Genomic DNA, 26,905 nt, shown 5'->3' on the forward strand with positions numbered 1-26,905 from the left:
TTGGCCTCCTTCACCATGCCGGAGTTCTACGTGCCGCACCCGGCGCGGATGAACCCGCACCTCGAACGCGCCCGCGCCCACTCGACTCAGTGGGCGCGGGACATGGGGATGCTCGACACCGGGGTGTGGACCGACGAGATCCTCGCGGGTGACGACTACGGGCACATGTGCGCGTGGACCCACCCGGACGCGCCCGCGGAGATCCTCGACCTCATCACGGACTGGTACGTCTGGGTCTTCTACTTCGACGACGAGTTCTTCGCGGAGTTCAAGCAGAGCAAGGACGTGGCGGGGGCCAAGGCCTACCTCGACCGGCTCCCGGCGTTCATGCCGCTCAACGGCACGGACCCGTGGCCGGAGCCGCAGAACCCGACCGAACGCGGCCTCGTCGACCTGTGGCAGCGGACGATTCCGCTGATGTCGCAGGACTGGCGGCGCCGGTTCACCACGAGCACCCACAACCTGCTGCTCGAGTGCATGTGGGAGATCAAGAACATCGAGAGCGGCACGGTCGCCAACCCGATCGAGTACATCGAGATGCGCCGCAAGGTCGGCGGCGCGCCGTGGTCGGCGAACCTGGTGGAGGTCTCCGAGGCGGCCGAGGTGCCCGCGTCCGTCGCGGGCACCCGGCCCCTGCGGGTCCTGTCCGACACGTTCTCCGACGCGATCCACCTGCGCAACGACATCTTCTCGTACGAGCGGGAAGTGCTGCGGGAGGGCGAGAACTCCAACGGGGTGCTCGTCTTCGAGAAGTTCTTCGGCCACGACACGCAGACCGCCGTCGAGGCCGTGAACTCCCTGCTGACCTCGCGGCTGCACCAGTTCGAGAACACCGTGTTCACCGAGCTCCCGCAGTTGTTCTCCGAGAACGCCCTGGGCCCGGAGGAGCAGGCGCGCGTGCTCAAGTACGTGAAGGGACTGCAGGACTGGCAGTCCGGTGGCCACGAGTGGCACCTGCACGCCGGCCGGTACACCAAGGTCGAGGGTGGTGGCGCCGGGAACTCGGCGTTCTTCCGCACGATCCTGCGCGGGCCGACCGGCCTGGGCACGTCCGCGGCCCGGCTGGGGGCGCCCCGTGGTTGAGATCCCCTCGTTCGACATGCCCTACTCCGCACGGCTCTCCCCGCACGTCGACCGCGTCCGGCAGCACACCAGGACGTGGGTGCGGGACATGGGCATGCTCGGCGGCGCGCCGTGGACCGAGGCGTTCTACGACGCCGCCGACTACGGCGGTTTCGCACCGCTGGCGTACCCGACGGCCTCGCTGGACGAGCTGAAGGACATCAGCCTCTGGGGCACCTGGGGCTTCTACGTCGACGACGCGTTCCTCGACGGCTTCCTGCGTCCCCGCAACGTGGCCGGCGGCAAGGCGTTCGTGGCGCGGCTCAAGGAGGTCCTCGCCGGATCCCCGCCGTCGAACCCGGCCGAGAAGGGGCTCGCGGACCTGCTCGCCCAGTCCACTGTGGACGAGGAGGACCGCGCCGACCTCACCGAGTACTTCGACGCGTTGCTGTGGGAGCTGCACAACACCGCCCAGGGCCGGGTGCCCGACCCGATCGACCTGGTCGAGATGCGCCGCAGGTCCGCGATGGCCGACATCTCCGCCAAGCAGGTGCGCAGGATCGCGCGCGCCGAGCTGCCGGAGGAGCTGTTGCGCAACTCCACCATGAGGGCGCTGGCCGACTCGTTCGGCGACGTCCCGGCGCTGCGCCAGGACCTGCACAACTTCGAGCGCGTGCACGCCACCGGCGGCAGCACGGTCAGCGCGGTGCACGCGGTGCAGCAGTTCTTCCAGTGCGACACGCAGAAGGCCGCGGACGTGGTCGGCGACCTGATCGCGGCCCGGTTGCGGCAGATCGGCACGATCTTCGCCGAACTCCCCTCGCTCGCCACCGAGTACGGCCTCGACGCGGACGCGAAGGCCGGGCTGTCCCGGTACGCGGAAGCCCTGAAGTCGTGGCTGGCCGGTGAGCTGCTGTGGACGCAGCGCACCGGCAGGTACAGCTTCTCCCCGGTCCCCGCCCGGAAGTCGTTCCACGCCCCATCCGGACTCGGTACCGCCGCAGTTCTGGTTTCCCCCCGCTAGAAAAGATTGGCAGGACCCGTAGTGACTGTTACCGATCCGGGCCTTGGGATCGAGGACAAGCAGCTGAGCCTTTCCAGGGCAGCCGCGCGCAACCTCGCCACGACGACCAAGTCCGCGCCGCAGATGCAGGGCATCTCGCCCCGCTGGCTGCTGCGCATGCTGCCGTGGGTCGAGGCGAAGGGTGGCGCGTACCGGGTCAACCGCCGGCTCACCTTCGCGATCGGCGACGGCCGCGTCACGTTCACCGCCGTGGGTTCCGAGGTGCGGATCGTGCCGCAGGAGCTCGCGGAGTTCAAGCTGCTGCGGGGGTTCGAGGACGAGGCGGCGATGACCGCCGTCGCGAACCGCTTCGAGCAGCGCGAGTACCTGCCCGGTGAGGTGATCGCGCACCGCGGCGAGTCCGTCGACGAGATCATCGTCATCGCGCACGGCAAGGTCACCAAGACCGGTCGCGGCGAGTACGGCGACGACGTGGCGCTGGGCACGATCGCGGACGGCGAGTACATCGGTGACGAGCCCGTGCTGTCCGGTTCCGACAAGAGCTGGAGCTTCACGGCGCGCGCGTTGACGCCGACGACGGCCGTGGTGCTCTCGCGGGCCGCCTTCGCGCAGCTCAGCGGGCAGATCGAGCCCATGCGCGACCACATCGCGCAGCAGCTCGCGAACCCGACGAACGCGTCGAACAAGCACGGCGAGGCCGAGATCGACATCTCGTCCGGGCACGACGGCGAGCCGACGCTGCCGGGCACGTTCGTCGACTACGAGCTGCGGCCCCGCGAGTACGAGCTCTCGGTGGCGCAGACGATCGTGCGCGTCCACACGCGTGTGGCGGATCTCTACAGCCAGCCGATGGACCAGGTCGAGCACCAGTTGCGGCTCACGATCGAGGCCCTGCGCGAACGCCAGGAGCACGAGCTCATCAACAACAAGGAGTTCGGTCTCCTCGCCAACGCCGACCTCAAGCAGCGGGTCAGCACCAACTCCGGCCCGGTGACGCCGGACGACATGGACGAGCTGATCTCGCGGCGCCGCAACACCAAGCTCATCCTGGCCCACCCCAAGGCGATCGCGGCGTTCGGCCGGCAGCTCAACAACCGCGGCCTGTACGTGCCGACCGTGGACGTCGAGGGTCAGCAGCTCCAGTCGTGGCGCGGCGTCCCGATCGCGCCGTGCGACAAGATCCCGGTCAACAAGAACGGCACCACGTCGATCATCGCGATGCGGCTCGGCGAGGAGAAGCAGGGCGTCATCGGCCTGCGCCAGACCGGCATCCCCGACGAGTACGAGCCCGGCCTGAACGTGCGGTTCATGGGCATCGACGAGCACGCGATGCTCAAGTACCTGGTGTCGACGTACTACTCGGCCGCCGTGCTGGTGCCGGACGCACTGGGTGTGCTCGAGAACGTGGAGATCGGTCTCTAAGCCATGACAGCGGAGATGACTGAACCGCTCGCCGCCGGACGGCCGTCCGGCGAGGTGCTCGCGTGGAGCCGGGGCCTCGTGCTCCCGGCTCTGCGCAAGGCCGTCGACCAGCTGCCGCCGTCCATGCGCACGATCGCGGAGTACCACCACGGGTGGCGCGACGAGTACGGCAACCCGGTGCTGGAGAACGGCGGCAAGGCGATCCGCCCCGCGCTGGTGCTGCTGGCGGCCGAGGCCGTCGGCGGCACCGCCGAGTCCGCGGTCCCGGCGGCGGTCGCGGTGGAGCTGATCCACAACTTCTCGTTGCTGCACGACGACGTGATGGACCGCGACACGACCCGGCGCCACCGGGCCACGGCGTGGACCGTGTTCGGCGTCAACGCGGCGATCCTGGCCGGTGACGCGTTGCAGGCGGTGGCGCTGGACGTCCTCGCGGGATCGGGCCATCCGCGTGCGCTGGAAGCGATCCGGACGCTCAACGACGCCACCGTGGCGTTGCTCGACGGGCAGGCGTACGACCTGGACTTCGAGACGCGGTCCGACGTGCGGGTGTCCGAGGTCGAGCGGATGGCGCGCGGCAAGACGGGCGCGCTCCTGGGCGCCTCGACCGCCCTGGGCGCGCTGTACGGCGGCGGGTCCGACTTCCAGGTCGAGGCGATGCGCGGCTACGGCACCGAGCTGGGCCTCGCGTTCCAGCACGTGGACGACCTGCTCGGCATCTGGGGTGATCCCGCGGTGACCGGCAAGCCCGTGCACTCGGACCTGGTGAACCGCAAGAAGTCGCTGCCCGTCGTCCGCGCCCTGAACGCCGGGCTTCCCGCCTCCGCCGAGCTGGGGGCGTTGTACTCCGGTTCGCAGGAGATGAACGCGGAAACGCTTGCGCGGGCGGCGTCACTGGTCGATCTGGCCGGTGGCCGCGCGTGGAGCCAGACGCAGGCCGACGAGCTCCACACGCAGGCACTGGTCCACCTCGGCGAGGCCTCACCGACCGCGCGTGCGGCGGTGGAGCTCGGCACGCTCGCCCAACTGGTCACCCACCGAGACCACTGAAAGGCACTCGATGACGGAGAACCCGCCGCGTTCGGTGCTGCTCGCCTCACCCCGGTCGTTCTGCGCCGGGGTGGAGCGCGCCATCGAGATCGTGGAACGACTGCTCGACCAGCGCGGCGGCCCCGTCTACGTGCGCAAGCAGATCGTGCACAACGTCCACGTCGTGAAGTCGCTGGAAGCTCGTGGCGCCGTGTTCGTGGAAGAGCTGTCCGAGGTGCCTTTCGGTGCCACGGCGGTCTTCTCCGCGCACGGCGTCGCTCCCGCGGTGCGCGCCGAGGCGCGGTTGCGCGACCTGGACGTGCTGGACGCGACCTGTCCCCTGGTGACGAAGGTGCACGCCGAGGCGCGGCGCTTCGCCGAACGCGGCGACACCATCGTGCTGATCGGGCACGCCGGGCACGAGGAGGTCGAGGGCACGCTGGGCGAGGCCCCCGACCAGATGGTGCTGGTGGAGACCGTGGAGGACGTGCTCGCGCTGGACATCACCGGTCCCGTGTCGTACCTGACGCAGACGACGCTGGCCGTGGACGAGACGGCCGAGGTGATCGAGGCACTGGAACGGAAGTTCCCGCAGGTGCGGGGGCCCGGTTCCGACGACATCTGTTACGCCACCACGAATCGGCAGGTCGCGATCCGCGAGGTGGCCGCGCGGTCGGACCTGGTCCTGGTGGTGGGCTCCAGGAACTCGTCCAACTCGGTGCGGATGGTCGAGCTCGCCGCTCGGACCGGCACACCGGCCTACCTGATCGACGACGCGTCGGAGATCGACCCGTCCTGGCTCGTCGGCGTGACGTCGGTGGGCCTGTCCGCGGGCGCGTCCGCGCCGCCCGAGCTGGTGGACGAGGTCGTGGCGGCGCTGGAGGCCTTGGGATCGGTCTCGGTGTCGACGCACACGACCGCGACGGAGACGATCTCGTTCACGTTGCCGCCGGCGGTGCGCCGTGCTCGCTGACATCACCTCGCCCGCGGACGTCCGGGCGCTCTCGTCCTCCGAGCTTTCCTCGCTGGCCGCGGAGATCCGGTCGTTCCTGATCTCCAAGGTGCACCGGACCGGTGGTCACCTCGGGCCGAACCTCGGCGCCGTCGAGCTGACCATCGGGGTGCACCGGGTCTTCAGCTCGCCGGTCGACGTGGTGCTGTTCGACACCGGGCACCAGTCGTACGTGCACAAGATGCTGACCGGCCGTTGCTCGGACTTCGACTCGTTGCGGCAGGCCGGGGGCATGTCCGGCTACCCGTCCGCCGCCGAGTCCGCGCACGACGTGATCGAGAACTCGCACGCCTCGACCGCACTGTCCTATGCGGACGGTCTGGCCAAGGCGTTCGAGCTGGGCGGCGCCGACCGCCGTGTCGTCGCCATCGTCGGCGACGGCGCGCTGACCGGCGGGATGTGCTGGGAGGCGCTCAACAACATCGGCGGCTCCTCGCGCCCGGTCGTGGTGCTGCTCAACGACAACGGCCGCTCGTACGACCCGACCACCGGTGGTTTCGCGGCGTCGTTGCTCGACGGGTCGGCCCGCGGGCTGTTCGAGGCCCTGGGTCTCGCCTACATCGGCGAGGTCGACGGACACGACGTGCACGCCGTCGAGAACGCCTTGTGGGAGGCCAAGTCGCTCGGCCGTCCGGTCGTCGTGCACTGCAAGACCGTGAAGGGCAAGGGGTACGAGGCAGCGGAGACCGACGAGGCCGACCGCATGCACGCGGTCGGTGCGCTCGGCGCCACCGGCGGGCGGACCTGGACCGACGCGTTCTCCGACGAGATCGTGGCCATCGGTGCCGAGCGCCAGGACGTCGTCTGCCTGACCGCGGCGATGCTGGAACCCGTGGGACTGCGGCCTTTCGCCGAGCGCTTCCCCACCCGCGTGTTCGACGTCGGCATCGCCGAGCAGCACGCCGTGACGTCCGCCGCCGGCATGGCCATGGGCGGCCTGCACCCGGTCGTCGCCGTCTACGCGACGTTCCTGTCCCGCGCCTTCGACCAGTTGCTCATGGACGTGGCGCTGCACCGGCTCCCGGTGACGTTCGTGCTGGACCGGGCCGGCGTGACCGGTCCGGACGGCGCGTCGCACCACGGCATGTGGGACGCCTCCGTGCTGCCCGTGGTCCCGGGCCTGCGCCTTGCCGCCCCACGCGATCCCGCGTCGCTGGCCGCACTGCTGCGCGAGGCCGTCGACGTGTCGGACGGCCCCACGGTGGTGCGTTACCCGAAGGCGGCGGTCGGACCCGACGTGCCCGCAGTCCGCCGCGTGGGCCACTTCGACGTGCTGCACGAGACCCCGGACGCCGAGGTGCTGCTGATCGCCGTCGGCCCGCTGGCCGGCCCCTGCCTCGCCGCCGCGGAGGAACTGGCGTCGCACGACGTCCGGGTCACCGTCGTCGACCCGCGCTGGACCGCTCCCCTGGACCCGCACCTCGTGAAGTACAGCGGCCGGCACCGCCTGGTCCTCGCCGTGGAGGACACGACGTCCACCGGAGCCCTGGGCGCACGCCTGGGCCAGGCCCTCACCGGTTCCGCGACGTGCGTGGCGACCTTCGCCCTGCCACCGCGCTTCCTGCCCCACGACTCCCGCGCCCGAATCCTGCGCGCCCACGGCCTCGACGCCGCCGGCATCACGACGAGCGTGCTGAAGCGCCTCGGCGTGAAGTGACGAACCACCCGATGGCGAACGACAAAGCGATAGCCCCCACACCCACCAGCGGCGCTTTCACCTCGGCAGGAACATCGAGAGGCCGCAACCCGGTCGCGAGAGCCAGCAGGATCGGCCCCTGCACCACGAACGCGACATAGGCCGACCGCGCCATGCCTTCGGCGAACGCCCCCTGCCGCGACAACCTGCGCTGCGCCAGCCCGATGAGCCACAAACTCCCCGCCACCACCAGAATCCCCTCGACCAGCGCGAGCACGGCCGCCTGCCACCGCAGTCCGCCGAGGAACGGCTCCGCGCTCTTCGCCAGGTCGAGCACCCCCATCATCGCCGCCGCCACCGGCAGCACCGCGATGGTGCCGATGACGACACCGCGCGTCATCCGGTAGATCTCGTCCGGCACCCGCTCCGCGAGCTTGCGCCCCCCGATCGCCCCGAGCAGCAGCATGCCGAGACACTGCGGCCACCACCACAGGTGCAGGTCCCCGACCTGCCCGCTCCGAGCCGGGAACACCAGCCGCGTCAGGAACGTCGTCCCCGCCACCGCCACCGTCATCCCGACGACGGCCCGCGGCGTGATGACGCGCTCCCTGATGGGCGGCGCCAGCGCGATCCCGACGCTGAAGACCAGCAACACCCCCACGAACCACAACGACCCGCTGTCCAGGAACGGATCCCGGTCCGTGAACGCCTGCCACCACGACACGTCCCGCCCGGCCCCGTTGTAGGCGATCCACACGAACGTCGGCCACACCACCAGCGCACTCACGACCCACGGCACACCCAGCCGGACAAGCCGCTCCGCGATGAACCGCCGCCGCCCTTTGCGCTCGATCGAGCCGGGCGTGAAGATGCCGGCCATGAAGTAGAAGGTGCCCATGAAGAACAACCCGGACGGCCCGACCACCGCCGCCAGCACCGTCTCCGCGCCGGGGTGGAACGTGACCTCGTTGACCTCGTCGTACGGCCAGCCACCGATCGCGGAGTAACCGAGCAGCGCGTGGCCGCCGATGACCCACGCGACCAGGATCACCTTCAGGTTGTCCACAGCGGACAATCTCATGGTTTCGATGGTCCGCTTCCGGGCGGCGAATTGCCACCGCCGAGTGGGGCGGAGACGGCCGGTACCGCAGACGAGACGGCCGATGTGACCGCTGCATGCGTCCGAAGCGGCCTGAACGTCGAGGCGCAAGCACGCGGCACGCGGCCGAAGAGGCCAAGGTGCGCCAAAGAGATCCGCAAGGCCGCGGACCAGTTCGGTGGCCATGCACCGAAGCGCCGCCGCTGGGCACGGGTGTTGAGGCCTCTTGATCGCGCCGCCAACCCTCACCGGCCGCCGTGTCTCTGGCCGCAACCGCGTTCCCGGCCAACGGGTTCCAGCAAGAGCGGATTCCAGTCGGCAGGCCGTGGGCCGCGGTTCGGCTACGGGCGGTCGCCCGTGTACACGCCCATCGTGCGGAAACGCAGCCCCGGCTCCCGGTACTCCTCCATCGCGTGCGCGACCCACCCCACGATCCGCGCGATCGCGAAGATCGCCTCGCCCGCGTCCGCCGGCATCTTGAACAGCAGGGCGAACTGGGCGAGAGCCAGGTCGATGTTGGGGAACGTCTGGGACTGGGTGCCGATCACCTTGTCCGCCACCAGGTCGCCGTGGCCGCGGAGCAGGGCGAGCAGGTGGTCTGCGCGGGGGTCGCGGGCGCGGTAGACGGCGTGGCCGAAGCCCGGGATCGGGTGGCCGGAGCGCAGGTGTTCGGCGACGGTGCCCATCGGGTCGGACTGGGCCTGCAGCAGGAAGCGGTAGGCGATGGTGGTGGCCGCGCCGTGCTTCTGGCCCTCCATGGCGCCCATGCCCGCGGACACGACGGCGTACGGGTTGGCGTGGGCCGAGGCGGCGACTCTGGCGGCCATGGTCGAGATGGCCAGGTCGTGGTCGGCCAGGAGGATCAGGGCGGCGTTGAGCAGGTCTGGTCGCGCGGGCTCCGGGGAGAGGCGGGCCCAGAGGCGCTCGGCTATGTCGGTGCCCTGGGGGCGGCCCACCAGCGGCAGGGACTCGACCACGTCGGCGATGAGGGACTTGGCCGTGGTGACGGCCCTGTCGAGGTCGTAGCGGAGCGGGTCGCCGACGCTCGCGAGGGCGATGGCCACACGGACGCGGTCGGTGAGGGTGGCGCTCTCCGGGAGGGCCATCCAGATCTCCTGGCCCTCGGGGAACTGGATGCCCTCGGAGTCGATTTCCGTCCACAGCCAGTGCGCCACGTCCTCGAAGCGCTTGGTGCCGGCGAGCGCGGGGACCGAGCGGCCGCGATAGTGGAGCTGGTCGTTCTCCAGGAGAGAGATGCGGGTGCGGATGCGATCGGTCACAGCGGCCACTGCTCCGCGCGCACCGGTGCGCTGGGCGAGAGCTTCCACCTGGGCCACCCCGAACATGCTGGCGCGGTTCACCTTGGTGCTGGTCAGGAGGCCGCGGCTGACGTACGAGTAGACCGTCGCCGGTTTTACGCCAAGGCGACGGGCTGCTTGATTCGTCGTCAACATTGATTCCATCAACGTTGACTGTACAAGACGTGTTGACGGAGCCTGTTGTCCATGTTGATTGATGCACCCAAAGGGCTTAAAGACGTTGTCGTCACCACGACCCTGATCGGGGACGTGAACGGGGCCGCGGGCTACTACCACTACCGCGAGCACGACGCGATCGAACTCGCCAGGACCCGGTCGTTCGAGGACGTGTGGTTCCTGTTCGCACAGGGGCGGCTGCCGGAACCGGACGAGGCCGCGGAGTTCACCCGTCAGACCGCCGGGCTGCGTGAGCTGCCCGTGGCGATCCGCGAGGTGCTGCCCGCGATCGCGCGATCGGGGTGCACGGCGCTGGCCGGGTTGAGGACCGCGCTGTCGATGGTGCCGAGCCGGCCGATGTGGGACGCGCCGATGAGCGCCCGCAAGGCGGACGCGCTGCAGGTCAGTGCGATTACGCCGACGATCCTGGCCGCACTGCACCGGCTCAAGCAGGGACTTGATCCCGTCGATCCCAGGGTTGATTTGTCCACGTCGGCGAACTGGTTGTACATGTTGACTGGACAGGAGCCGTCGACGTGGACGAGCCGTGCGGTCGAGCAGTACTTGATCGCCACGATCGACCACGGGTTCAACGCGTCCACCTTCACCGCACGCGTGGTCGCGAGCGCGGGAGCGGACGTCGTGTCGGCGGTGACGGCGGCGATCGGGACGTTCTCCGGGCCGCTGCACGGCGGCGCGCCGGACAGGGCTCTGGAAGCACTGGACCTCATCGGGACGCCCAGCAACATCGACGCGTGGGTGCGGGAGCGCATCGAGCAGGGCGATCGGATCATGGGTTTCGGTCACGCCGTCTACAAGACCGAGGACCCTCGAGCGCGCCTGCTCAAGGAGATCGCGCTCGAGAGGCCGACCGAGCTCACGACGTTCGCGGTCACGGTCGAGCGCAGGGTCACGGAGCTGCTGGCCGAGCTGAAGCCCGGCCGGCAGCTGTACGCGAACGTCGAGTTCTACGCCGGTGTGGTGATGGAGCAGTGCGGCATCCCGCGCGAGATGTTCACGCCGACGTTCGCGTGCAGCCGGGTGATCGGGTGGTGTGCCAACGCCCTCGAGCAGTCCGAGGACACGAAGATCATCCGCCCGGTCGCCCGCTACACGGGACCCGCGCCCCGCGTCCACCCGGCACCGGTCAGGTGAGGTACCGCAGGTCGTTGCGCACGCGGCTGCGGTCGCGGTCGTTGACGTCGGAGGAGCCCGCCAGGCCCGCGGTGCGGTCGCGGTGCCGGTCGAGCCAGACGGAGAGGGCGGCTACTGCGAGGACGATCACTGCAAGAGTCATGTCAGTAAGTTTGCGGCCAGCAATATCCCGCCAACAGTGGCAGATCTGACGCTGCGCGCTAAAATCCTGCCATGCTGCGATCGGTTGCGGTCCCCCTCATCGACGGTGTCGCGCCGTTCGAGTTCGGCCTGCTCTGCGAGGTGTTCGGCGTCGACCGGACCGAGGAGGGCGTGCCGCTGGTCGACTTCCGGGTGTGCGGGGAGGTTCCCGGCCAGCCGGTACGGGCGAACATCCGCGGCGTGAGCATCACGCCGGAACACGGGTTCGACGCGCTGCAGAGCGTCGACCTCGTCGCTCTGCCCGCCGCGAACGTCCGCGACGAGTACCCGGAGAAGCTCGTCAAGGCGCTGAGGGAGACCGATGCGACGCTGCTCAGCGTGTGCAGCGGGGCGTTCATCCTCGGCGCGGCCGGACTGCTGGACGACCGGCACTGCACGACGCACTGGCGTGAGGCGCGGACGTTCAGGGAGCGCTTCCCCCAGGCCCGGCTCGACGCGGACGTGCTGTTCGTGGACGACGGCAACATCATCACCAGCGCCGGCACGGCCGCGGGCATCGACGCCTGCCTGCACCTGGTGCGGCGCGAGCTCGGCACCAAGATCGCGAACACGATCGCGCGGCGGATGGTCGTGGCGCCGCAGCGCGACGGCGGTCAGCGGCAGTTCGTGGAGCTCCCCATCCCGGAGTGCAGCTCGGACAGCCTGGAGCCGGTGCTGGAACAGGTGCTCGACACGATCGCGGACAACCACACGGTGGCGACGATGGCGAAGCTCGCCGTCATGTCCGAACGGACTTTCGCGCGCAGGTTCGCCGCGGAGACCGGCACCACCCCGAACAAGTGGCTGTCACTCCAACGGGTGCTTCACGCGCGCAGGCTCCTCGAGGAGACCGAACTGGACGTCGACGCGGTCGCGACCAGGTCAGGCTTCGGGACAGCCGCTCTCCTGCGGCACCACTTCCACCGCGTCGTCGGCATCGCTCCGAGCGACTACCGCCGCACATTCTCCTGTCGTTAGGCGCGTGAAGATCTTCTCCGAGATCTCCCGCAGCGCCGTCACCTCCGAGTCCGTGAGCAGGTCGAACACCAGCTTGTGCACCATCTCGGCGTGCGCCGGCGCGGCCTCCTCGATCGCGGAGCGGCCCTCATCGGTCAGCACGACGAACGACCCGCGCCCGTCACTGCCGCAACTCTCCCGCCGCACCAAGCCGCGCTTCTCCATCCGTACGACGTGATGTGAGATGCGGCTCTTCTCCCAGTGCAACGACCGTGCGAGCTCCAACACGCGCACGCGCTCATCACGCGTGTCGGTGAGCTGCACCAGCACGGCGAAGTCGGCCATCGAGATGTCCGAATCGACCGACATCTGCCTGCTCAGATGCGCATTGAGCTCCCCCTGCATGCGGACGTAGGCACGCCACGCCTGCTGCTGCTCAGGTTCCAACCATCGTGTCACTGGTTCAGCATACGGGAATAGTTGACACATCACCCACGTTCCGGCAGGGTGGATGACACTTCAACCAAATCGAGCAACCGAAGGACTTGACACCATGACCACCGCCACCAACCTCTCCGAACTGACCGGCGACTACGTCATCGACGGCTCGCACTCCCGCATCGGCTTCGTCGCCCGCCACGCGATGGTCACCAAGGTTCGCGGTGCGTTCAACGAGTTCGACGGCAAGATCACGGTCGACGGTGACAAGCCGGAGAACACCACCGCCGAGGTGACGATCAAGTCCGCGAGCATCGACACCCGCAACGCCCAGCGCGACGGCCACCTGACCACGAACGAGTTCCTCGACGTCGAGACCTACCCGGAGATCAAGTTCGTCTCGACCTCCGCGAAGCAGATCGACGACGACAACTTCGAGATCTCCGGTGACCTCACCATCAAGGACGTCACCAAGAACATCACGATCCCCTTCGCCTTCGAGGGCGTGGCCGTCGACCCGTTCGGCAACACCCGCGTGGGCTTCGAGGGCTCGCACACCATCAACCGCAAGGACTACGGCGTCAGCTGGAACGCGGCGCTCGAGGCCGGCGGCGTGCTGGTGAGCGAGAAGGTCGTCCTCGAGTTCGAGATCTCGGCGATCAAGCAGGCCTGACCACGGCCACCGGGCACGGGGCGTGGTAGATCAGGGCCTGCGAGGTGGATCCGAGCAGCATCCCGGCGAAGCCACCACGCCCCCGTGACCCGACGACGAGCAGTCCGGCCCGTTGCCCCAGCTCCAGCAGCAACGGGATCGGCCGCTCCCCCACCACCTGCTCCACCGCGACGTCCGGGTACTTCTCCAGCCACCCGGACATCCGAGTTTTCAAGGAACCCTCGCCGGCGTGCGCCATCGCCGCCACCAGCGGCACCTGGGACGCCGCCGCCTCCTCGAACGCGAAGCCGATGGCCGGGTCCGACTCGGGCGAGAGGTCGACGCCCACCACCACGGGCCCGTCGTGCTCGTTCCCCCGCACCACCACCACGGGACACTCACCGTGAATCGACAGCGCCACGGCCGTTGAGCCGACCAGCGCTCCGGTGAACCCGCCCAACCCGTGCGACCCCACCACCACCTCTCGTGCGCGTGCAGACTCCGCGAGCAACACGGGCGTGGGATGTTCCATGCGCAGGTCGTGTTCCAAGGGCACGTGAGGCGCTTCCGCCAGTGCGACGGCGACAGCCTGAGAAAGCCACATCCGACCTTGGTCGTACATGGCCGAACGCAGGTCACGAGCCGATGAGATGACCTCCGGATAACCGCGCGTGGGCAACGTGTACGCGTGCACCAACCGCAACGGCGCACCGTGCAGCACGCACGTCCGTGCAGCCCACGCCACCGCGGCGAGCGCGGACGAGGAGCCGTCGACGCCGACGACAACGGGAAGACCTCTCATTATCCCAAAATAAGCCCGATCGTCGCAGTGGGCCGCGTGCCTTTGGTCCCCTCATGCCAGGGACTTTGGGCTACCGTGACCCCCATGGCGACGCGTGTGTTCCTCGTCGACGACCACGAGATCGTCCGCCGCGGCATAGCGGACCTGCTCGGCGAGGAGTCCGATCTCGAGGTGGTCGGTGACGCGGCATCGGTCGCGGAGGCCCTGGCCAAGGCTCCGGGTGCCCAGGCCGACGTGGCGGTGCTCGACATCAGGCTGCCCGACGGCAACGGAATCGAGCTGTGCCGCGAGCTCCGCAGCCGTCTCCCGGGCCTGCAGTGCCTGATGCTCACGAGCTTCGCGGACGACGAGGCCCTGTTCGACGCGATCATGGCGGGCGCCTCCGGGTTCGTGCTCAAGCAGATCCTCGGAGCCGACCTGGTCAACGCCGTGCGCACCGTCGCGGCAGGACAGTCCCTTTTGGACGCACGCACGACTTCCGCACTGCTCAACCGGATCCGCCGCGAACGCGAGGAGGGCGACCCGCTGCGCATGCTCAGCGAGCAGGAGCGCACGGTGCTCGACCTGATCGGCGAGGGCCTCACGAACAGGCAGATCGCCGAGCGCATGTTCCTCGCCGAGAAGACGGTCAAGAACTACGTCTCGCACCTGCTGGCGAAGCTCGGCATGCAACGCCGCACGCAGGCTGCCGTGTTCGCCTCGCAGTTCCGCAAGGACGGCGACAAGCCCCGCTAGGCCTCCGTCAGTTCAGCGGCACGCGCCACACCAGGCACGCGCCGCCGCCTTCCACGGCCCGCACCTCCAGCGACCCGCCGAACTGCGCAGCCCGGTGGGCCAGGTTGCGCAGGCCGCTGCGCGCGGCGTCGGCGGGGACGCCGATCCCGTTGTCCTGCACGGTGATCACGACGTCCTCGCCGGCGTCGATCAACACCGTCAGCTCGGTGGCGGAGGCGTGCCGGACGCAGTTCGTGACGGCCTCGCGGACGACGGCCTCCACGTGTTCGGCCAGTTCGGGCGGCACCGAGTTGTCGACGGTGCCGGACATCCGCACCGAGGGCTTGAGGTGCGTCGACTCGGTGAGCCCCGCCACGAGGTCCAGGAGCCTGCGCCGCAACGAGGTGTTGTCGTTCGAGTGCAGGTCGAAGATGGACGTGCGGATCTCGCGCACGGTCTCGTCGAGCTGTTCGACGGCGGTCTGCAGGCGGGCGGTCACCTCGGGTTCGGTGATGCGGCGCATGGTGGACTGCAACGTCAGGCCGGTGACGAACAGGCGCTGGATGACGTGGTCGTGCAGGTCGCGGGCGATGCGGTCGCGGTCCTCCAGCACGTCCAGCAGGCGCTGGGAGCGTTGTTGCTCGGCGAACTCCAGGGCCACGGCCGCCTGGTCGGCGAACGACGCCAGCATCGGCACCTGGTCCGGCAGGAACGGCGTCTCGCCGCCCCGGCGCAGCACGGCCAGGGCTCCGGTGACGCCCATCTCCGAGCGCAGCGGCACGGCGAGGACGGGGCCGGTCGCCGAGCCCAGGTCCGCCAGCAGGGGGACGCCGGAGCGGATCACCTCCTCGACCGCCTGCTCGGCGGCGGTCATGTCGTCGATCCTGCGGCCCGCGCTCGCGGCCACGGACAGCGGTGCGTGCCGGCCGTCGCCGAGCACGACCAGCGCGGAGTCTGCGCCGGCCAGTTCCACGGTGCGCTGGGTGATCAGGCGCAGCGCGTACTCGCCGGAGGCGCCGCCGAGCAGTTCGGAGTTGACCTCGCCGATGGCCTCCAGCCAGCGTTCGCGCATGCGGGAGCGTTCGAACAGGCGGGCGTTCTCGATCGCTATGCCGGCGGCCGCGGCCAGGGCCTGCAGCACCGCCTCGTCGTCGGCGGTGAACTCCGCCGCGTCGATCTTCTCGGTCATGTAGAGGTTGCCGAACACCTCGTCGCGCACGCGCACCGGCACGCCGAGGAAGCTGTGCATCGGCGGGTGGTTGGCCGGGAAGCCGACGGACATCTCGTGCTGCGAGAGGTCGCGCAGGCGCAGCGGCGCCGGGTCCTTGATGAACAGCCCGAGCAGGCCCTTGCCCTCGGGCAGCCGGCCCATGGACGCGCGCGTCACCTCGTCCACGCCGACGTGGAGGAACTCCGACAGGTCGTCACGGGTGCCCAGCACGCCCAGAGCGCCGTAGCGGGCGCCCACCAGGTCGACGGCGGCCTGGACGATGCGCAGCAACGTCGGCTCGAGTTCCAGACCCGACGCGACGGCGAGCACGGCGCCGAGCAGCTCCTGCATGTGGTCACGAGTGGTGACGATCTCGTCCATGCGGTCACGCACCTCGTCGAGGAGCTCGTCGAGGTCTCGGCGACCGGGCACGTCAGGCACGCCGACCAGACTCGCACACTTTCCGCCACCGCACGGCCCTGGCAAGTGAGGACCTTCGACCGTGGTCGATCTACGTCCCCGCCCGGACAGTGGGCACATGACGATCGCTGTCTCCAGCTCACTCGGCCTCGCGGGTGAGGACGTGCGCGGCGTCCTCGCGCTCGCGACGGCCTCCGTCTCCGGTGTGCGCTTCGAGGTGCGCCCGGAGCAGATCGAGCTGCACACCGCCACCCCTCACAGCCGCGAGACGCGTCTGGCCTGCGGGGTCGCGCTGCTCAACGTCCGGCTGGCGCTGCAGGGTCACGGCATCCGTCCACTGGTGACGCTGCTGCCGGGGCCGAGCGCGAACGACGCGGCCGCCGCCATCCGGCTCGGCGGGTACCAGGAGCCGAGCCCGGACGTGGCCGCGTTGCTGCACGCCCTGCGCACCAACCGTCGCACGTGGACGACGTTCCCCGAACCGGCCGCGTGGCGCGGGCTGCTGTCGCGGGCGGCCGAGGTCGAACGGGCGTGGCTGCACGTCAAGAACAACGCCGAGATGGTGCTGTGCACGTTCAACCAGGGCGCGGCGGCGGACATCCGCGCGGGACAGGCGATGCAGCGCGTCATCCTCACCGCGGGGACGGTGGGGTTCTGCGTCTCCCCCGCGCTCGACCCGGCGAGCCCGTCGGCGTTGCGCGCCGACCTGCGCCCGCTCCTCGGCAACACGCTGGTACCCCAGATGGTCCTGCACCTGGGTGTGCCGTCCACAACGGACTGCTAGCGCACCACCACCGCCTTCCACAGCAGCCGTGCCAGTTCCGGGTGGCAGATGTCGTTGTGCGCGCCCGCCATCCCGTCGATGCGGCGGATCACCGACGTGCAGTCGACGTTGTGCACCTGCCCGCGCGACAGCTCACCGGGCGAGCCGATCTGGTGGCCGTGCGCGTAGGTGCCCTGCACGCCGTGGGAACCGAGGCCGCCGTACTTCGGGTACTCGTCCAGGTCGACCTGACGGCCCGACCGCGCGGCCAGCGGGTAGAACCTGCCTATGGCGTAGTCGTTCGACGACGTGGTGACGATGATCGGGCCCGGCACGCGCCCGAGCACGCCGCGGAAGTAGCCGGAGCCGGGTTCGCCGGGCAGCCGTTCCGCGAACGACCACAGCGACATCGCGCCCTGCACCAGGGTCAGGGTCGCGGCGGGCACCACGTTCGCCATGGCGGTCGCGGTGATGCAGCCGAAGCTGTGGCCCATCAGGTGGATGCGCGCGTTCGGCGCGGCCTGGGCCACCTCGCGGGCGATCCGCGCGGCACCGCTCTCGCCGAACACCTTGGCGCGCCGTTTCATCTTCCAGAACGTGAGGATCCGCAACGGCGACAGGATCCCGCCCAGCGCCGGGTCCTCCAGGCACGCCCGGTAGAGCTGCTCGGGGTCGAACGCCATCCCGTCCTCGCCCGGCAGGTCCGGGACCGAGCCCTCCAGGTAGTCGTAGGCCTGCTTGACCGCGGCCGACATCCGGCACGGGTGCTGCCGCGCGGCCTCGACGATCGTGCGCACGGCGGCCGTGCGCCCGGCACCTCCGCCGAGGCGCTGGGCCTGGGCCTTGATGAACTCGTCGGACCGCACGTCCTCGTCGCCCCAGGCCTTCGACGGCCAGTGCAGGCCGACGAGCAGGGCCTTGAAACCGCCCGGAAGCGCATGTGCCGCTTCACGTTCGGCGCGGCAGTCGGCCATCGTCGCGACCCACCGCCCGTACTGCTCGCGGGCGGCCGGCACGTCGCCGTTCCACCCGTGGATGAAGAAGAAGACATCGGTGACACCGCGGCGGGCGTCGTACAGGACGTCCGCGCTCTCGCGCCCCCGCTCGTTTCCGGTCTCGTCGAAGCAGACGAGGTGATAGCCGATGTCGTGCCCTGGCACGGATTCTCGGGACATCGTGGATCACCACCACACACAGAACGCGCCCAACTGTTGTCCGTTCAATCGGAACCGGAGCGGCTCATGTTTACCCCTGCCGATCAGGAAAACCCGTTCGGACCAGGGGATTCACCCCGGTTGCGCCGGTAGTGGCGGGCGGCGCGGACCCGGTTGCCGCACGACGGCGAGCACCATTCACGGCGCGGGTGGTCCTTCACGAAGTACAGCACGCAGCCGGGCGCGTGACAGGCGCGCAACAGGACCGCGTCCTCACCGGTGAACAGCTCCACGGCCTCGGCGGCGATCGCGGCGCGTTCACGATCGGCGAGCGAGCCCTCGCTCTCGTTGTGCCGCAGCAGTTCCCCGTCCCGCACGGCCAGCTGCGGCCACCGCCGCGCACTGCGCGCCGCACGGTTGACCTCGGCCACGGCCCGTTCCAGGTCGCGGTCCCGCGCGACCGGACGCGTGTCCTCGGTGAGCACGCCCGCGAGGTCCCGCAGCGCCTGCCGCAACGCGACGAACGCCGCGAGGTCGGCCTGATCCGCCGGCACGCCCAGGAAGTCGCGAAGCCCACCCACAGTCGTCAGGTCGTCGTGGAGCCGCGACCGGTTGGCCCAGATGGTGTTCATCAGCAGGACCGGCCGGGGTTCGTCGGGCGTCAGCACGTCTAACGGTAACACAGGCTTGCATCCGTTAGACTCTCGTTCTAACGTTTGCAGCGTCGTCCAACCGTTGGAAGGATCGCCGTGAAGCTCGTGCCCCCGTTCGACGCCGAGACCGCCCGGCTCAAGGTGCAGGCGGCCCAGGACGCCTGGAACACCAGGGAACCGGTGCGCGTCGCCGGTGCGTACACACCGGATTCGTTGTGGCGCAACAGGTCCGAGTTCGTCACCGGCACCGACGAGATCGTCGCGTTCCTGACGAAGAAGTGGGAGCGCGAGCACGAGTACGTGCTCCGCAAGTCGCTGTGGGCGTTCGGGGACGACCGCATCGCCGTCCGCTTCCAGTACGAGTGGCACGACGACGAGGGCCAGTGGTGGCGCAGCTACGGCAACGAGAACTGGGAGTTCGCCGAGTCCGGCCTGATGCGCAGGCGTGAGGCGAGCATCAACGACGTGAAGATCACCGAGTCGGAGCGCCGCATCGACCCGAACTCCACCTACGAGATCCCGGCGGTGTGACGAACGTGCACGTCAAGGCGTTGTGGCGGTACCCGGTCAAGTCACTGGGCGGCGAGGAGCTCCAGCAGGCCGCGTTCACCCCGGACGGTGTCGAGGGCGACCGGCTGGTGCACGTGCAGGGCCCGCGGGGCGTGCTGACCGGCCGCACCCGCTACCGCCTGCTCACCATTCCGGCTTCCACCGGTCCCGACGGCCCGTTGGTCGACGGACACCCGTGGGACAGTTGGCAGGCGCACGAGAAGGTGCTCCCGTTCGGCGGCAGGCTGACCCGCTACACCGGCCCCGAGCGGTTCGACGTGCTCAACGTCCTGGTGGCAACGGACGGCCAGGTCGAGGCGGCGGGCGTCGACGTGCGGCGGCTGCGGCCCAACATCCTCATCGGCGGCGTCGAGGCCGGCGAGGAGGACGGCTGGCCGGGGCACGCGCTGGTGGTCGGCGACGTGGTCATCGGGATGTACCAGAAGCGCGCCCGGTGCGTGGTCACGACGATCGACCCGGACACCGGCGCGCAGGACCTGGACGTGCACCGCCGGATCCGGCACGAGTTCGGCGGCGTGCTGTGCCTGGACAGCTGGGTGGTGCGGCCCGGTGTCGTGAACGTCGGCGACAGCGTCGAGCTGGTGCCGACCGACGAACTGCCCGACCACGTCGGTGGGTGGATCGTCGGCCGGCCCTACGCGGTCTGACTAGATGTTGCGGCGGTACTGCCCGCCCACCTCGAAGAACGCCTCGGTGATCTGGCCGAGCGTGCAGACGCGGGCCGCGTCCATCAGCACGGCGAACACGTTCTCGTTCGTCTGCGCCACCTCACGCAATCGCGCGAGCGCCTTCTGGGCCTCGTCGCGGTGCGCGGCCTGGTAGGCGCGGGTGCGGTCGACCTGCGACTCCTTCTCCTCCTCGGTGGCGCGGGCGAGCTCGATCTTCACGACCTCGCGCGTGCCGTCCTCGGGCAGGAAGGTGTTCACGCCGACCAGCGGCAGCGAGCCGTCGTGCTTGCGCTGTTCGTAGAGCATCGACTCGTCCTGGATGCGGCCGCGCTGGTAGCCGGTCTCCATGGCGCCGAGCACGCCGCCGCGTTCGGAGATGCGGTCGAACTCCATCAGCACGGCCTCTTCGACGAGGTCGGTCAGCTCGTCGATGACGAACGAACCCTGCAACGGGTTCTCGTTCGCCGAGAGGCCCCACTCCTTGTTGATGATCATCTGGATGGCCATCGCGCGGCGGACGGACGACTCCGTGGGAGTGGTGATCGCCTCGTCGTAGGCGTTGGTGTGCAAGGAGTTGCAGTTGTCGTACAGCGCGCAGAGCGCCTGCAGCGTCGTGCGGATGTCGTTGAAGTCCATCTCCTGCGCGTGCAGCGAACGGCCTGACGTCTGCACGTGGTACTTGAACTTCTGCGAACGCTCCGAGGCGCCGTAGCGGTCGCGCATGGCCACGGCCCAGATCCGGCGTGCCACGCGGCCGATGACGCTGTACTCGGCGTCCATGCCGTTGGAGAAGAAGAAGCTCAGGTTCGGCGCGAAGTCGTCGATGTTCATGCCGCGCGCCAGGTACGACTCGACGTAGGTGAAGCCGTTGGCCAACGTGAAGGCGAGCTGGCTGATGGGGTTCGCCCCGGCCTCGGCGATGTGGTAGCCCGAGATCGACACCGAGTAGAAGTTCCGCACCTGCTGCCCGATGAACCACTCCTGGATGTCCGCCATCATGCGCAGCGAGAACTCCGTGGAGAAGATGCAGGTGTTCTGGCCCTGGTCCTCCTTGAGGATGTCGGCCTGCACGGTGCCGCGAACGTTGGCCAGCGCGAACGCCCGCAGCTTCGCGTGCTCCTCGGCGGAGGGCTCGCGGCCCTCGTCGGCCGTGAACTTCGCGACCTGCTGGTCGATCACGGTGTTGAGGAAGTACGCGAGGATCGTCGGCGCCGGGCCGTTGATCGTCATCGACACGGACGTCGTCGGCGCCACGAGGTCGAAGCCGTCGTAGAGCGCCTTCATGTCGTCGAGCGACGCGATGGAGACGCCGGAAGTTCCGATCTTGCCGTAAACGTCCGGAGGGGTGTCGGGGTCGCGGCCGTAGAGCGTCACCGAGTCGAACGCCGTCGACAGGCGCGTGGCCGGGTTGCCCTTCGACAGGTACTTGAAGCGGCGGTTGGTGCGGAACGCGTCGCCCTCGCCCGCGAACATGCGGGCCGGGTCCTCGCCCTCGCGCTTGAACGGGAAGACGCCCGCGGTGTAGGGGAAGAAGCCCGGCAGGTTCTCCTTGCGCAGGAACCGCAGCAGCGAGCCCTCGTCGTCGTAGCGCGGCAGGCTGACGCGGCGGACCTTGTTGCCGGACAACGTCTCCCGCGTCAACGACGTGTGGATCTCCTTGTCCCGCACCTTGAAGACGAGCTCGTCGCCGGAGTACTGCTCGACGGTCGCGGGCCAGGCCTGGAGCAGGTCCGCCGTGTCGCGGTCGAGCTTGCGCTCGGCGTCGGAGACCAGCTCGGCGATGTCGGTAACGCCCTTGCCCGCGGCCTCCAACGCCTTCTGCGCGCCGGCGAGCTGCGTGTGCGTGCGGAGGGCGGCGACCTGCTCGTCGGTCCTGCGGTGGTAGCCGCGCACGGTGTCCGAGATGTCGGACAGGTAGCGGGCACGGGCGGCGGGCACGACCGTGGACGCGGAGGTCGACGTCTTGCCGGTGACGGCGGCCAGCGCGCCCTCCTCCACCGCCAGACCGTGGCCGACCAGGCCGTCGCGCAGGAACTGGTACAGCGCCGTCACACCGTCGTCGTTGAACGTCGCGGCGGACGTGCCGTAGACCGGCATGTCCTCCCACTTCACGCCGAACGCCTCGCGGTTGCGCACCATCTGCCGTGCGACGTCGCGGCGCGCGTCCTCGGCACCGCGGCGCTCGAACTTGTTGATGGCCACGGCGTCCGCGTAGTCGAGCATGTCGATCTTCTCGAGCTGGGACGCGGCACCGAACTCCGGCGTCATCACGTACAGCGAGAAGTCGACGAACGGCACGATGGCCGCGTCACCCTGACCGATACCGGGCGTTTCGACGATGACCAGGTCCGCACCGGACGCCTTGCACGCCACGATCGCCTGCTCCAGGCCGTCCGGGATCTCACTGCCCGCACGGCGCGTGGCCAGCGAACGGAAGAACACTCGGTCGCCGTCGAGGCAGTTCATCCGGATGCGGTCGCCGAGGAGCGCGCCACCACCGCGGCGGCGCGTCGGGTCGACGGCGAGCACGGCGATGCGGAGCTTGTCCTGCTGGTCGAGCCGGAAGCGGCGCACCAGCTCGTCGGTGAGCGACGACTTGCCCGAACCACCGGTGCCGGTGATGCCGAGCACGGGCACCTTGCGGGTGCTCTCCAGCGCTTCGGCGGTGCCGGCCTCGATGTGCGTGATCGCGCGCGCCAGGGCCTCGTCCGCACCCGTGAGCAGCGCGTCCTGGCTGAACGGCTCGGTGAGCGGGTGGTCGCACTCCTCGATCATCAGGTTGATCATGCGGGCGAGGCCGAGCGTCTGCCCGTCCTGCGGCGAGAAGATCCGCGCGACTCCGCGCGAGTGCAGCAGCTCGATCTCCTCGGGGACGATGACGCCACCACCGCCGCCGTAGACCCGGATGTGCCCGGCGCCGCGTTCGTTCAGCAGCTCGACCAGGTAGGAGAAGTACTCGACGTGCCCGCCCTGGTACGCGCTGATGGCGATGCCCTGGGCGTCCTCCTGGATCGCCGCGTCGACGACCTCCGACACCGACCGGTTGTGACCGAGGTGGATGACCTCCGCACCCTGCGACTGCAGGATGCGCCGCATGATGTTGATGGCCGCGTCGTGGCCGTCGAAGAGGCTGGACGCGGTCACGAAGCGCACCGGGTTCACCGGCTTGTGCAACGCGGGCGCTGGGGACGTCGTCATGAGATTAGTTTGACTTCCTACTATTGGACGTGCAACTGAGGGTGGTCCAGGTCTCTGGATCGAGCAGGAAGAACACATCTTCACGCCGCTCGCGCAGGTGCGCTCGCGGAGCACTTCGCCCCGGTAGCGTGCCCGCATGGCCGACGTGGACGACTACTTCGAGAGCCTCGACGCCCCGGCGCGGGCCGCGTTCGAACGGATCCGCGCGCTGGCCGAGGAGTGGGCACCGGATGCCGAGCAGGGCACGAGCTACGGCATGGCCGCACTGCGCCTGAAGGGCAAGCCCCTGCTGGGGTTCAAGGCGGCGAAGGACCACCTGGCCGTGTTCCCGTTCAGCCCGGCCGCCGTCGACGTCGTGCGCGACCGGCTGGCGGGCTTCTCCCTCTCCAAGGGCACCATCCGGTTCACACCGGACCGGCCGCTGCCCGACGACGTGGTCCGCGACCTGGTCCGGCAGCGGATGGGCGAGATCGGCTAACGGGCCGCGCCCCACTCGTGCGCCATCGCGGCCGCTTCACCGCGTGAGCCGACGCCGAGCTTGTCCAGGATCTTCGCCACGTGGAACTTCACCGTGGACTCGCTGATGTGCAGCTCACCGGCGATGTCGCGGTTGCGGCGGCCGCGGGCGAGCTGCCCCAGGACCTCCAGCTCGCGCGAGCCCAGCACCGTCAGCGGGTCCTCGCGCGGGGTCTCCCTCGGCCCGAGCGGCACCTCGATCGTCACGGTCGAGCCCCAGCCCGGCACCGCGTCGACCTGCACCACCCCGCCGAGCGGACCGAGGCGTTCCGGGACGCGGCGGAGGTCCAGGCTGCCGCACGACAGGGTGCCGGGGCCGTCGTCGCGCACGGTCGCCCGCAGCACCGTCCCAACGATCTTCCAGCCGATGTGGACGCGGCCGACCCCGCCCTGGTCGTCCAGCATCGCGTGCACGGCCGACCTGACGACCGCGGCGGCCGTGGACGAGAGCTCCGTGGGCAGGACGCGGTCCGCGCCCTCCTCCGCGCCGGGTGTGCCCAGGTCCAGGCGCACGTCGCGGCCGCGCAGCACCCGGCGCAGCGACTCGGCGAGCCGTTCGAAGGCGTCCCCGGTCCGCTCCTCGGTCTGCGCCCGGTCCAGGTCGGCACGGGACCGCAGTTCGACCAGCGCGGTGACGGCCAGGTCGACGGACCGCGAGCGGGCGGCCGCGTCGTCCACCCCGTGGTCCCGCAGCACCCCGAGCAGTGCCGTCAACGAAGCCCCGTAGGCGTCACCGAGGTCGGAGATGGCCACGGCACGCGCTGCCGCAGCCGCACGGGACACGGCGAGTGTCGCGGGCACGGCCTCGTTGCGCATGCCTTCGGCGTGGGCGGTCACCACGTCCCACAACGCGACGGCGGGCGCCAGGACCTCGTCGGGGACCGGGGTGTCCTCGGTCCGCAGGAGCACCAGCATCGCGCCCGGCACGGACACGTCGCTCACCAGGACGACCACCGGCACGTCCGCCCCCGCCAGGACCGCCCGCCCCTGCCAGGCTCCCCTGCCCGACACCAGGGGGCGCAGCGCGGAGACGTCGGTGATCGTCACCGGCTGCTCGCCGCGGAACTTGAACGGCGCGAACGTGCAGTTGGACAGCTCGGCCACGGACTGGTGCGGGATGGCTCCGGCGAGCGCGGCCGACAGCCGCGGCAGCGTCTCGCTCAGCGGTGCCTGGATCACGTCGACGGCGGCCAGCAGGTCCATGCCCATCAGCGTAGACCGCTCGGACCAGCACCCGGCTGGCCTTTCGACCAGGTGGGACTAGCCGAAGTGCCGGGGCAGAGGAGCACACCCCGCCGCTAGTGTTGACATGTCAACCAAATGACGAGCACCAGGAGCTGGAAATGAAGGCGATCACCTACACCACGTTCGGCGGCCCGGAGGTCCTGAACCTGGAAGAGGTCGCGGAGCCGCACGCCGGTCCGGGACAGGTGCGGTTGAAAGTCGTCGCCGCGGCGGTCAACCCGCTGGACCACAAGATCCGCAACGGGTGGATGCCGCAGATGGCGCCTCCGTTCCCGGTGACCCCTGGCTCCGAGGCGGCGGGCATCGTCGACGAGGTCGGCGAGGGCGTCACCGGCGTCGCGGTGGGCGACGCGGTCCTGGGCTGGACCGTCACCGGTGCCCACGCCGAGTACGCGCTGGCCACCGACTTCGCCCTCAAGCCCGCCGACCTCGACTGGGACACGGCCGCCGCGCTGCCCGTGGCCGTCGAGACGTCGGTCAGGGTGCTCGACGAGCTCAAGATCGGCGAAGGCGACACCGTGCTCGTGCACGGGGCCGCGGGAGTCGTCGGAGCGGTCGGCGTGCAGCTCGCGGTGGCCCGCGGCGCCACGGTCATCGGCACCGCGTCTCCCCGCAACCACGACTACCTGCGGTCGCTCGGCGCCACCCCGGTCGCCTACGGCGAGGGTCTCGCCGACCGGGTCCGCGCCGCCGCACCGCAGGGCGTCGACGCCGTCTACGACGCGGCCGGGCAGGGCGACCTGCCGCTGTCGATCGAACTGCGCGGCGGCACCGACCGGATCGTCACCATCGCCGACGCGCAGGCCTTCGAGCTGGGTGTCGTGTTCTCCGGCGGCGGCAGCGGCCCGTTCGGCTCACGGCTCGCCGAGTACGCCCGGCTCGTGGTCGAGGGCAAGCTCGGCGTGCGGATCGCCCAGAGCCTGCCGCTGGCCGACGCCGCCAAGGCGCAGGAGCTGGTCGAGACCGGTCACGCGACGGGCAAGGTGCTGCTGCGCCCCGTCGGCTGAGAGGGCAGGACGGGCTCGCACCGGGCGGTCGTGACCTCCCGGGCGAGCCCGCCCAGCTCCGCCGCCGCCTGAGCCCGCGCACCGCACTGGCGCAGGTGGTTCTGCGCGCGGGCGAGCAGCAGCGCGGCCTGCTGCTCGCACCACCTGCGCCCGCCGTCGACCGTGATGTTCGCACTGCTCGCCGCCACCACCGCAAGGGTGCGGCGGTCGTCGTGCGGTGCCAGCACGTCGTCCACGTGCTTGCGCGCCAGGCCGATGTCGTCGCCGAACTGCCTGAGGTGGCCCGCCTGGCTCGCGCTCGCACCGGCGGCCAGCGCGCCGAGCTCGCACGCCGCCGCGGTCAGCGAGCTGTGCTTCGCCGCCGCCACACCCAGGTGCTGGGACATGTCGGCGGTCTCGTCGTCCATCCCGATCTCCTGAACGTAACCGTCCACAACGGACATCAGTGCGACGTTGAGGATCATCACCCCGGGCTTGGTGAGCCGTGCGAAGGCGAGCGAGAGCAGCGCGTCGGCCGCCGAGACGACCCGGTCGGCGCCGAACTCCGCCCACACGCCGGCGCGCGCCATCAGGTCCGCGTGCAGCTGTTCGTGCAGGTGCGCGAACTCCATCGCGACGGCCACGGGTGCCACGTCCGCGTCGCCGAACGCCTCGGCGGCGAGCAGCACGAGCGCGGCCGTCGAGAAGTCCTGCCGCGCAAGGCCTCTCTCGACCACTTCGCGCGTTTCGTCCGGAAGCTCCGCCAGCGCGGCCCGCAGCACCGGCTCGACCGCGGCACGGGTGCGCTCCAGCACGTGCCGCGGCGGTGCGACCACGTCGATGCTCGTCATGGGCTTTCCTCTCA

The 26,905-nt window shown here is 70.0% G+C and carries 26 protein-coding genes; 15 read left to right on the forward strand and 11 right to left on the reverse strand.

Annotated features, from left to right (window positions below; genetic code table 11):
• The 6 genes from IE307_RS46575 to IE307_RS05130 are packed head-to-tail and all read left to right on the forward strand — an operon-like array spanning window position 1 to window position 7,206.
• Window positions 1-1,083, forward strand: a complete 1,083-nt coding sequence (locus tag IE307_RS46575) for a terpene synthase family protein (protein WP_229904395.1) — start codon at window positions 1-3, stop codon at window positions 1,081-1,083.
• Window positions 1,076-2,086, forward strand: coding sequence for a terpene synthase family protein (locus IE307_RS46580; RefSeq protein WP_229904396.1), 1,011 nt, complete (start codon window positions 1,076-1,078; stop codon window positions 2,084-2,086). The genes IE307_RS46575 and IE307_RS46580 overlap by 8 nt, the downstream gene beginning before the upstream one ends.
• A 21-nt stretch (window positions 2,087-2,107) precedes the next feature.
• Window positions 2,108-3,508, forward strand: a complete 1,401-nt coding sequence (locus tag IE307_RS05115) for a family 2B encapsulin nanocompartment shell protein (protein ID WP_229904397.1) — start codon at window positions 2,108-2,110, stop codon at window positions 3,506-3,508.
• 15 nt (window positions 3,509-3,523) lie between these two features.
• Window positions 3,524-4,558 (forward strand): family 2 encapsulin nanocompartment cargo protein polyprenyl transferase, encoded by a 1,035-nt coding sequence (locus tag IE307_RS05120; RefSeq protein ID WP_191296237.1) that lies wholly within the window; start codon window positions 3,524-3,526, stop codon window positions 4,556-4,558.
• 10 nt (window positions 4,559-4,568) lie between these two features.
• Window positions 4,569-5,510, forward strand: a complete 942-nt coding sequence (ispH, locus tag IE307_RS05125) for a 4-hydroxy-3-methylbut-2-enyl diphosphate reductase (RefSeq protein WP_191296238.1) — start codon at window positions 4,569-4,571, stop codon at window positions 5,508-5,510.
• Complete coding sequence (locus tag IE307_RS05130) at window positions 5,500-7,206, forward strand: 1-deoxy-D-xylulose-5-phosphate synthase (protein ID WP_191296239.1); 1,707 nt, start codon at window positions 5,500-5,502, stop codon at window positions 7,204-7,206. Before ispH ends, IE307_RS05130 begins: the two co-directional genes overlap by 11 nt.
• On the opposite strand, the gene IE307_RS05135 is transcribed toward IE307_RS05130, so the two are convergent.
• On the reverse strand, window positions 7,169-8,266 hold the full coding sequence (locus tag IE307_RS05135) for an acyltransferase family protein (protein WP_191296240.1): 1,098 nt from the start codon (window positions 8,264-8,266) through the stop codon (window positions 7,169-7,171). The genes IE307_RS05130 and IE307_RS05135 overlap by 38 nt on opposite strands.
• Before the next feature lie 359 nt (window positions 8,267-8,625).
• Window positions 8,626-9,747: a citrate synthase gene (locus IE307_RS05140; protein WP_191296241.1), complete on the reverse strand. Its 1,122-nt coding sequence runs from the start codon at window positions 9,745-9,747 to the stop codon at window positions 8,626-8,628.
• A 42-nt stretch (window positions 9,748-9,789) separates the two neighbouring features.
• Between IE307_RS05140 and IE307_RS05145 the strand changes: the two genes are divergently transcribed.
• Complete coding sequence (locus IE307_RS05145; protein WP_191296242.1) at window positions 9,790-10,914, forward strand: citrate/2-methylcitrate synthase; 1,125 nt, start codon at window positions 9,790-9,792, stop codon at window positions 10,912-10,914.
• Here the strand turns inward: IE307_RS05145 and IE307_RS05150 are convergent.
• Window positions 10,907-11,056: a hypothetical protein gene (locus IE307_RS05150; protein ID WP_191296243.1), complete on the reverse strand. Its 150-nt coding sequence runs from the start codon at window positions 11,054-11,056 to the stop codon at window positions 10,907-10,909. The two genes, IE307_RS05145 and IE307_RS05150, sit on opposite strands and share 8 nt — an antisense overlap.
• A 71-nt stretch (window positions 11,057-11,127) precedes the next feature.
• On the opposite strand from IE307_RS05150, the gene IE307_RS05155 reads away from it, so the two are divergent.
• On the forward strand, window positions 11,128-12,072 hold the full coding sequence (locus IE307_RS05155) for a helix-turn-helix domain-containing protein (RefSeq protein ID WP_191296244.1): 945 nt from the start codon (window positions 11,128-11,130) through the stop codon (window positions 12,070-12,072).
• Here the strand turns inward: IE307_RS05155 and IE307_RS05160 are convergent.
• A complete protein-coding gene (locus tag IE307_RS05160) occupies window positions 11,977-12,510 on the reverse strand; it encodes a MarR family winged helix-turn-helix transcriptional regulator (RefSeq protein WP_191296245.1) in 534 nt (177 codons plus the stop codon). The two genes, IE307_RS05155 and IE307_RS05160, sit on opposite strands and share 96 nt — an antisense overlap.
• A 94-nt stretch (window positions 12,511-12,604) precedes the next feature.
• Between IE307_RS05160 and IE307_RS05165 the strand changes: the two genes are divergently transcribed.
• Window positions 12,605-13,162 carry a YceI family protein gene (locus tag IE307_RS05165; RefSeq protein WP_191296246.1) on the forward strand — a complete coding sequence of 186 codons (558 nt, stop codon included), beginning with the start codon at window positions 12,605-12,607 and terminating at the stop codon, window positions 13,160-13,162.
• Here the strand turns inward: IE307_RS05165 and IE307_RS05170 are convergent.
• The gene (locus IE307_RS05170) at window positions 13,149-13,943 is read right to left on the reverse strand and encodes a universal stress protein (protein WP_191296247.1); all 795 of its coding nucleotides are present in this window, start codon (window positions 13,941-13,943) and stop codon (window positions 13,149-13,151) included. The two genes, IE307_RS05165 and IE307_RS05170, sit on opposite strands and share 14 nt — an antisense overlap.
• An 84-nt stretch (window positions 13,944-14,027) precedes the next feature.
• On the opposite strand from IE307_RS05170, the gene IE307_RS05175 reads away from it, so the two are divergent.
• A complete protein-coding gene (locus IE307_RS05175) occupies window positions 14,028-14,678 on the forward strand; it encodes a response regulator (protein WP_089916511.1) in 651 nt (216 codons plus the stop codon).
• Between the two features lie 7 nt (window positions 14,679-14,685).
• Here IE307_RS05175 and IE307_RS05180 read toward each other — a convergent pair whose 3' ends face one another.
• Window positions 14,686-16,248 carry a sensor histidine kinase gene (locus IE307_RS05180; protein ID WP_229904447.1) on the reverse strand — a complete coding sequence of 521 codons (1,563 nt, stop codon included), beginning with the start codon at window positions 16,246-16,248 and terminating at the stop codon, window positions 14,686-14,688.
• Window positions 16,249-16,405: 157 nt separating this feature from the next.
• Between IE307_RS05180 and IE307_RS05185 the strand changes: the two genes are divergently transcribed.
• The gene (locus tag IE307_RS05185) at window positions 16,406-17,071 is read left to right on the forward strand and encodes a hypothetical protein (RefSeq protein ID WP_191296249.1); all 666 of its coding nucleotides are present in this window, start codon (window positions 16,406-16,408) and stop codon (window positions 17,069-17,071) included.
• On the opposite strand, the gene IE307_RS05190 is transcribed toward IE307_RS05185, so the two are convergent.
• Both IE307_RS05190 and IE307_RS05195 read right to left on the reverse strand, forming a co-directional pair.
• Window positions 17,068-18,225 (reverse strand): hypothetical protein, encoded by a 1,158-nt coding sequence (locus IE307_RS05190; RefSeq protein ID WP_191296250.1) that lies wholly within the window; start codon window positions 18,223-18,225, stop codon window positions 17,068-17,070. The two genes, IE307_RS05185 and IE307_RS05190, sit on opposite strands and share 4 nt — an antisense overlap.
• Window positions 18,226-18,308: 83 nt before the next feature.
• Window positions 18,309-18,872 (reverse strand): CGNR zinc finger domain-containing protein, encoded by a 564-nt coding sequence (locus IE307_RS05195; protein ID WP_191296251.1) that lies wholly within the window; start codon window positions 18,870-18,872, stop codon window positions 18,309-18,311.
• Window positions 18,873-18,953: 81 nt separating this feature from the next.
• Between IE307_RS05195 and IE307_RS05200 the strand changes: the two genes are divergently transcribed.
• A complete protein-coding gene (locus IE307_RS05200; RefSeq protein ID WP_229904398.1) occupies window positions 18,954-19,388 on the forward strand; it encodes a nuclear transport factor 2 family protein in 435 nt (144 codons plus the stop codon).
• Window positions 19,385-20,074 (forward strand): MOSC domain-containing protein, encoded by a 690-nt coding sequence (locus IE307_RS05205; RefSeq protein WP_229904399.1) that lies wholly within the window; start codon window positions 19,385-19,387, stop codon window positions 20,072-20,074. Before IE307_RS05200 ends, IE307_RS05205 begins: the two co-directional genes overlap by 4 nt.
• Here the strand turns inward: IE307_RS05205 and icmF are convergent, their stop codons facing one another.
• Window positions 20,075-23,293, reverse strand: a complete 3,219-nt coding sequence (icmF, locus tag IE307_RS05210) for a fused isobutyryl-CoA mutase/GTPase IcmF (protein ID WP_191296252.1) — start codon at window positions 23,291-23,293, stop codon at window positions 20,075-20,077.
• A 136-nt stretch (window positions 23,294-23,429) separates the two neighbouring features.
• Here icmF and IE307_RS05215 point away from each other — a divergent pair, with 136 nt between their 5' ends.
• Entirely contained in the window at window positions 23,430-23,771 is a 342-nt protein-coding gene (locus IE307_RS05215) for an iron chaperone (protein WP_191296253.1), read from the forward strand.
• On the opposite strand, the gene IE307_RS47410 is transcribed toward IE307_RS05215, so the two are convergent.
• Window positions 23,768-25,012, reverse strand: coding sequence for a helix-turn-helix transcriptional regulator (locus IE307_RS47410; RefSeq protein WP_191296254.1), 1,245 nt, complete (start codon window positions 25,010-25,012; stop codon window positions 23,768-23,770). The two genes, IE307_RS05215 and IE307_RS47410, sit on opposite strands and share 4 nt — an antisense overlap.
• A 140-nt stretch (window positions 25,013-25,152) precedes the next feature.
• Here IE307_RS47410 and IE307_RS05225 point away from each other — a divergent pair, with 140 nt between their 5' ends.
• Window positions 25,153-26,061 (forward strand): NADP-dependent oxidoreductase, encoded by a 909-nt coding sequence (locus tag IE307_RS05225; protein WP_191296255.1) that lies wholly within the window; start codon window positions 25,153-25,155, stop codon window positions 26,059-26,061.
• On the opposite strand, the gene IE307_RS05230 is transcribed toward IE307_RS05225, so the two are convergent.
• On the reverse strand, window positions 26,022-26,891 hold the full coding sequence (locus tag IE307_RS05230) for a polyprenyl synthetase family protein (RefSeq protein WP_191296256.1): 870 nt from the start codon (window positions 26,889-26,891) through the stop codon (window positions 26,022-26,024). The genes IE307_RS05225 and IE307_RS05230 overlap by 40 nt on opposite strands.
• Window positions 26,892-26,905 lie beyond the last annotated feature (14 nt).

This window comes from Lentzea cavernae (genome assembly GCF_014653695.1).
GTDB classification, from domain to species: Bacteria; Actinomycetota; Actinomycetes; order Mycobacteriales; family Pseudonocardiaceae; genus Lentzea; species Lentzea cavernae.